This is a genomic window from Arthrobacter sp. GCM10027362, from assembly GCF_042679445.1.
GTDB lineage: Bacteria > Actinomycetota > Actinomycetes > Actinomycetales > Micrococcaceae > Crystallibacter.
On the sequence record NZ_JBHTML010000208.1, the window covers coordinates 1 to 6,576 of the forward strand.

The 6,576-nt window shown below is 71.7% G+C and carries 5 protein-coding genes; 3 read left to right on the plus strand and 2 right to left on the minus strand.

Annotated features, from left to right (window positions below):
• On the minus strand, positions 1-688 hold a 688-nt coding region (locus tag ACFQ36_RS19650), incomplete at its 3' end, for an ATP-grasp domain-containing protein (RefSeq protein WP_377016705.1).
• Positions 689-885: 197 nt separating this feature from the next.
• Between ACFQ36_RS19650 and ACFQ36_RS19655 the strand changes: the two genes are divergently transcribed.
• Positions 886-1,404, plus strand: coding sequence for a GtrA family protein (locus ACFQ36_RS19655; protein WP_377016707.1), 519 nt, complete (start codon positions 886-888; stop codon positions 1,402-1,404).
• Here ACFQ36_RS19655 and ACFQ36_RS19660 read toward each other — a convergent pair.
• Positions 1,401-2,099, minus strand: coding sequence for a TIGR03089 family protein (locus tag ACFQ36_RS19660; protein WP_377016709.1), 699 nt, complete (start codon positions 2,097-2,099; stop codon positions 1,401-1,403). The genes ACFQ36_RS19655 and ACFQ36_RS19660 overlap by 4 nt on opposite strands.
• Positions 2,100-2,418: 319 nt before the next feature.
• Here ACFQ36_RS19660 and ACFQ36_RS19665 point away from each other — a divergent pair, with 319 nt between their 5' ends.
• Together ACFQ36_RS19665 and ACFQ36_RS19670 are read left to right on the plus strand one after the other, a co-directional pair.
• On the plus strand, positions 2,419-2,958 hold the full coding sequence (locus ACFQ36_RS19665; RefSeq protein ID WP_377016711.1) for a WhiB family transcriptional regulator: 540 nt from the start codon (positions 2,419-2,421) through the stop codon (positions 2,956-2,958).
• Between the two features lie 29 nt (positions 2,959-2,987).
• Positions 2,988-6,437 (plus strand): glycosyltransferase, encoded by a 3,450-nt coding sequence (locus tag ACFQ36_RS19670; RefSeq protein ID WP_377016713.1) that lies wholly within the window; start codon positions 2,988-2,990, stop codon positions 6,435-6,437.
• The last annotated feature ends 139 nt before the right edge of the window (positions 6,438-6,576 follow it).

A 6,576-nucleotide genomic window follows, 5' to 3' on the forward strand; every position in this document is an offset into this window, starting at 1 on the left:
CGGCGACGTCGGCCGGCAGCTGCTGGGCCGGGGCGATCACCTCGTCGCAGACGCCGCGGACCTGGATGGTGTGGGCCACCGGCCAGGCCCGGGCCTCGCCGGAGGGGCGGCGGGCCACCAGGGCCGAGAGCTCGCGGCTGAACTCCACCTTGTCCTCGGCCAGCAGCGGGGAGCCGGTGAACCAGTCGGCCGCCGCGGCAGCGGCTGCGGCGTCGTCGATCACGCGCACGCCCTTGCCGTCATAGCCGCCGCGCGGGGTCTTCAGGACCACGGGCCAGCCGATCTTTTCGCCGAAGGCCACCAGCTCGTCAACACTGGCGACCGCGGCCCATTCGGGGTTCGGCAGGCCCAGCCGCTCGACGGCGGCGCGCATTTCAAGCTTGTCCTGGGCATAGATCAGTGCAGCCGGATGCGGCTGCACGTTGACGCCCTCGGCGATCAGGGTATGCAGGTGCTTGGTCGGCACGTGCTCGTGGTCGAAGGTCATCACGTCCAGGCCCTCGGCGAAGGCACGGAGGGTGGACAGGTCCCGGTAGTCGCCCACCGGGGCACGGGACACCGCCTTGACCGCGGAGACGTCCGCGGCCTCGGCCAGGACGCGGAGTTCGAAACCAAGGGCGACGGCGCACGGGGCCATCATGCGTGCAAGCTGGCCGCCGCCAACAACGCCGATTACTGGAAAAGTCACAATGTCAAGGTTACCGAACGCTCCGGCCCCCCGCCGGACAGGACCGCCGCGCAGGGAACGCCGCACGGCCGCCGAGGCAACTCCCAGCCGGGGCACTTACAATTGGCTCTTGACCCGCGTAACGAGGGACCACGCTGTGATCGCGCCGTCCAGGGACAACGCGGCGTCCTGTGGCCGAGAAAGGGAACCCCGGGTTTATGAGCACAACGATCGCCAAACGTATTCAGGGGCTCGTCTCCCTGTTCTGGCGGGAGGTGGCGAAGTTCGGGACCGTGGGTGGCCTCGCCTTCATCATCGACAACGGACTGTACTGGTGGCTGATCAACGGGCCGATGGCCGAGAGCGAGGTCAAGGGCCGGTTCGCCTCGGCCACCGTGGCCACCCTGTTCTCCTGGGTCGCCAACCGGTACTGGACGTTCCGGCACCGCCGCCAGCCCAATCCGGTGCGCGAACTGGTCATGTTCATTGTGATCAACGTGATCGGCATGATCATTTCGGCCGGCTGCGTCGGCATCGTCAAGTACCTGTTCGGCGTCACTGACCGGCCCGTGCTGCTCTTCGCGGGCATCTTCGGCACGGTCCTGGCCACGGTGGTGCGCTTCTTTGCCTACCGCTTCTGGGTGTTCAACTCGGAACTGGACGCCGAGCCGGAGTTTGCCCGGGACCACGAAATCTTCGAGCCGGCCGATACCGCTGCGGCCGGCGAGCACCGCTAAAGCCGTGCACTGATCCGCTCGCTCTCCAGCAGGCGGTCGGTCACCGCGACGTCCTGGTGGACCAGGACCACTGTTCCGCCGCCCAGCCAGGTGGCCAGCGATTCCTCAAGCACCGTGGCCCAGTCAGCGGCGGCCGGCAGCAGCAGGTTCCGTTCCGCGGCATCGCGTGCCAGCAGCCCGCCGAAACTGACGGTGCCGCCCGGGTGCTCGAGTGCGTCGTCGGCCGGGTCCGGAGCGGCGGGATCGGCGAAAAAGTCCGCGAAGCGCCTGATCTCCGCCGCATAGTCGAGCGTGCCGGGCGGCAGCTCGCCCTCCCAGCGCAGCTGCAGGGCGCCGGGCGCCACGGCGACCAGTTGCGCCTGTGCCGGCCGGGCGCCGGCCGGATTCGACGGGTCGGAGGTGACGATGACGTCGGCCGCCGTGGTGCCGCCGATGCTGAGCGTGGCGCCGGCCTGCCAGGTGGCCAGCGCCCACACGATGCCGTGCCAGTGCGGCGGCATTTCCAGCCGCACCACGGTGCCGGGACCGGCATCGAATTCCTCGGCGAGCAGGTTCGTGGTCTTGGCCACCCAGTTGTCCAGCACCCGGCCCGAGAGCTCAATCCGTTCGGCGCCCGGACCGTACCAAATCAGGCTGGGCGAGGAGTTGCGGCGCAGGGCTGCCAGCAGCGCGTCGATGGTCCGGATGGTCGCCATGGATACTCCTTGCTTGTGGGCCCGGAAGACGCCCCGGGCGTGGCGTGCGGTGATTCCGCTGTCGACTCTATAAGATGGCCGTTCCGCTTGACTTCACGGTATTACACCCATGTAATTAGGATTATCGGACGCGTGACTGCAAGTGCTTCTGGTTATTCCGATAACCAGCCGCCCGCCGGATGACTGGCTGCCGGACAACCGGCGGCATGGCCGGGAGCGCCTTGCTGTCAATAGCCGCAGATGATGTGCCGCCGCTGCAGCTGGCCGCGGCAGTGATCCCGGCGCCAGGCCGGGACGTCGAGACGGGGAGGGCTTGGTAATGGGGCAGGCAGGGCGCGATTTTGCCCGGTTTCAGGATGGACCAGAACACGCAGTTCAGGCGCAGGCCTCGGTGGGATACGGCTCGCGCAGCGTCCCGGCGGACTGGTATGTGGATCCTGCGGATCCGGCGGCGGCAGAGCGCTACCGCCAGGCCAGCCAGCCGTCCCTGGAGGACCAGGCCACTGCCTTCCTCGCCGCGCACGAGGCGCTGACGGGGGAACCCGGGCAGGAGGACGAGCCCGACACCGGCCCGGCGGGTGCCGGCGGCAGTTGGGAGCAGGCGGTCTGGATCGGGCTGCCCGGGCTCCAGGACGACGGCGAGCTGGGCTGGCAGGCGGACGCGCTGTGCGCGCAGACGGACCCCGAGGCCTTCTTCCCCGAAAAGGGCGGCTCGACCCGCGATGCCAAGAAGGTGTGCGGTGCCTGCACCGTCCGTGCGCAGTGCCTCGAATATGCCCTGGCCAATGACGAGCGCTTCGGGATCTGGGGCGGCCTGTCGGAGCGCGAGCGCCGGCGGCTGCGGAAACGAGCACTCTGATTCACCAGCAAGTCCGTGTCACGGCCGTTGTGGTTGCCCATAACGGCGCCGCCTACCTGCCCAAAACCCTCGCTGCCCTGGGCGCGCAGCGCCGTCCGGCGGACGTCCATATCGGCGTGGATACCGGTTCGCAGGACCCTTCGGCTTCGCTGCTTCAACTGGGCCTGCCCGCAGGCAGCACGGTGGTGGCTGCTCCCGGCCGTGCCGGCTTCGGCGCTGCCGTCGGCGCGGCCCTGGCCGTCCCCGGCACCGCAGCTTCGGGCGCCGGCGGCGCGGCGGACCAGGCCGGGGCCGGACACCCCGGGGCCCAGGAATGGCTCTGGCTGCTGCACGATGACTCGGCCCCGGAACCGGATGCACTCGAGGAACTGCTGCTGGCGGTGGAGACCGCGCCGTCGGTGACGATCGCCGGCTGTAAGCAGGTGGACTGGGACAATCCGCGCAAACTGGTGGATGTCGGGCTGACGGTCAGCCGCGGCGCCGAGCGCCTGACGCTGATCGACCTGGACGAATTGGACCAGGGGCAATACGACGGCCGCAGCGACTTTTTCGCGGTGAATTCGGCCGGCATGCTCATCCGCAGGGATGTCTTCGACCGGCTGGGCGGTTTCGACCCGGCCCTGCCCGGCGTCGGCGACGACGTGGACCTGTGCTGGCGGAACCGGCTCGCCGGGCACCGCGTGGTGGTGGTGCCCACCGCCACCGTCCGGCATGCCGCCGCGCGGGAGGGCGGCCATTCCTCCGCGGTGTCCGCCCGCAAGGCGCAGGTCCATCTGCGGCTGAAGCACGCGCCGCTGTGGAAACTGCCGCTGGTCTGGGCAGCCGCCCTGCTCGGCGGACTGGCCAGCCTCGTGCTCAGCATCGTGGCCAAGGACCCCGGCCACGGCCTGCGCCAGCTGGCCGCCACCGTGACGGCCTTGCTGCGGCCGCGCCAGGTGCATGCCTCGCGCAGGCAGGCGGCGAAGACACGCCGGACCTCGCGCAGGATCGTGCGCTCCCTGATGGTCCGTCCGCAGGATGTCCTCGCCTACCGGCGCTCGCTGCTGGAGTCCCTCAACCCGGAGCGGGCCGGGAGCCTGGTCGGGGACGGAACCGGCACCGATGGCGGGGGCGGCAGCCGGCAGCCCACCGGGGACTCGGATGATTTCGCGTCGCTGGCCGCTCCCGCCCGCGCCTGGCTGGGCATCGGGCCGACGGCCGCCGCACTGGCCCTTTCCCTGCTTGCCGTCATCGGCATGTCCCGGTTCCTGGGCGTCCCGGCGCTGGCCGGGGGAGCGCTGCTGCCGGTTTCCGCAACCTTCGCGGAGGTCTGGCACAATGCCTCGGCCTGGTGGCGGAGCATCGGCTCCGGTTATCCGGGACCCGGCGACCCGTTCGGCTACGTCCTGGCGGTCCTGTCCCTGCTGGGCCTGGGCAACGGGTCCGCCGCCGTCGTCGTGCTGGTGCTGCTTGCGATGCCGCTGGCTTCCTTCGGCGCCTGGCTGGCCGCCGGCGCGGTGACCCAGCGCCGCGGGCTGCGGCTCTGGGCGGCGTTCTTCTGGGCGGCGCTGCCGCCGCTGCAGGTGGCGCTCGGGCAGGGCCGCCTGGGCGCGCTGCTGGTGCACCTGATGATTCCGTGGGCCGTGCTCGGGCTGCTCCGTGCCACCGGGTCGGCCATCCAGCGGATCAACCCCGAAGCGGCCGGGGAACCAACCGAGAAGATCCATAAACCCGGCATCAACGGGATTCCTTCCTGGACGGCCGCGGCGGCCGCCGGCCTGTGCCTGGCCGTGGCCACCGCCGCCGCGCCGGCCCTGCTGCCGGTCATCGTCCTCTTTGTCGCCGGCATCGCCCTGTCCCTCGGCCGCCGGGCCCGGACCGTCTGGTGGGCACTGGTGCCTCCGGTGGCGCTGGCATTGCCGATGCTGGTCTCGGCCTGGGGCAACCCGCGCGCGCTGCTGGCCGATCCCGGGGTGCCGCTGGCCTTCGAGGCCGCCCCGCCGTGGCAGCAGCTCATGGGCTTCCCGGTGGCCTTCGACGCCGGCGGCGGAGTGGGCGCCTTCGGCCTGCTGGAATCCGTGGCCCACGGGCCGTGGGCGCTGGTTTTCGCACTGCTGACCTCCGGACCGGTGCTGCTGCTGGCCGCCGCGGCGCTGCTGCTGCCCGGCCGCGGTGCGGCGCTGGCCCGGGCCGCCTGGCTGGGAGCGGTCATTGCCCTCGCGGCCAGTTGGATCGCCGGCCGCGTGGCCACCGGCGTGGCTCCGGGCGCGGTCGTCGCCCCGTTTCCCGGACCGTTCGTCTCGCTGGCCCTGTTCCTGCTGGCGCTGGCCGCCCTGGTTGCGGCAGACAAGGGCCTGCCGGCGCTGGCTGCGCCGGGGCGCAGGCACCGGAGCGCCGCCCGCGCGGCCATCGTTGCCGCCGTTGTCCTGCTGGCGGCCGGACCGGCAGCGAACCTGGCGCAGTGGTTCCTGCCCCAGATCAACGGCTACGCCCAGGCAGGCGGACAGCGGCAGCTGGGGGACTTCGGTACCCGGATGCTCATCGCTGCCGCCGAGGTGCGCACCCTGCCGGCCACCGCGGCGGACCGCGGCAACGGACCGGAGCAGACCCGCTCGCTGGTGCTGGCCGACGGCGGTTCCGGCACGGTGACGGCAGCGGTCATGCACGGGGCAGGGACGACTTTGGACCAGATGTCCGCCCTGTATTCGGCCCGGACCCTGGCCGGTCCGCTGTTCGATGCCCGCCTCGCCGGGGACGACGGCGCGGCCGCAGCGGTGCGGGACTCGGTGGCCGTTATCGTGGCCGGAACCGGGGTGGACCCGCGGCCGGAACTGACCAGGCTGGGCGTGGGATTCGTCGTCGTCCGCGGTACCGACACGGCCGCCGAGCTGCTGGCCAGGCGGATCGACGCGGTGCCGGGGCTGGCGCCGGTAGGACGCACCGACGCCGGCTGGCTGTGGCGGGTGGCGCCGGAACAGTCCGGGGAGGACGCGGCCGCCGGACCGGTCAACGGCCGGGTGAACCTGCTGGACCACCAGGGCAACGTGCTCCAGAGCCTGCCCTCGGGACGGCTGCGGGCCGGCGGGCACATTCCGGCCGGCAACGACGGGCGGTTCCTGGCGCTGGCGGACCGCGCGGACCCGGGCTGGGAGGCCACGCTAAACGGCGAGCGGTTGGAGGCGGCCGGCGAAGGCTGGTTCCAGGCCTTCAAGGTCCCGGCTGCGGGCGGAGAACTGAGGGTCGGCTATTTCAACCCGTGGGCCGTCTGGGTTGCGCTGGTGCAGTCCGTGGCGATTGCCCTCACGCTGCTGCTGGCCGTACCGATTCCGTCCCGCCGCCGGTTCACGCCGCGCCGGCTGGACCACATCAGGAACACCGGGGTGGACAGCAGCGCCGGGGAACTGCGGATCGCGGCCCACGAAATCGACCGGGAAGAAGCCGGACGCCGCACCGGCAGCGAACCTGTCGACGAACCGGTGCCGGCCGGGAAGGAAATGTAGCCATGACGGACAAGCCAGCGGAACCACAGCCTGCCCCCGGCGCTGTACGGCCCCGACCGGCCGCTGAGGGCTCCGGGGCCGGGGGCGCTGCGGCCGCCGGAGCGGTCCCGGAACCTGCCGGCACTGCGCCGGACCCGGC

What these genes read in the sequence shown, in the direction of transcription:
- ACFQ36_RS19655 (WP_377016707.1), top strand. Translation starts at nt 886, where the DNA reads ATGAGCACAACGATCGCCAAACGTATTCAGGGGCTCGTCTCCCTGTTC.
- ACFQ36_RS19660 (WP_377016709.1), bottom strand. Translation starts at nt 2,099, where the DNA reads ATGGCGACCATCCGGACCATCGACGCGCTGCTGGCAGCCCTGCGCCGC.
- ACFQ36_RS19665 (WP_377016711.1), top strand. Translation starts at nt 2,419, where the DNA reads ATGGGGCAGGCAGGGCGCGATTTTGCCCGGTTTCAGGATGGACCAGAA.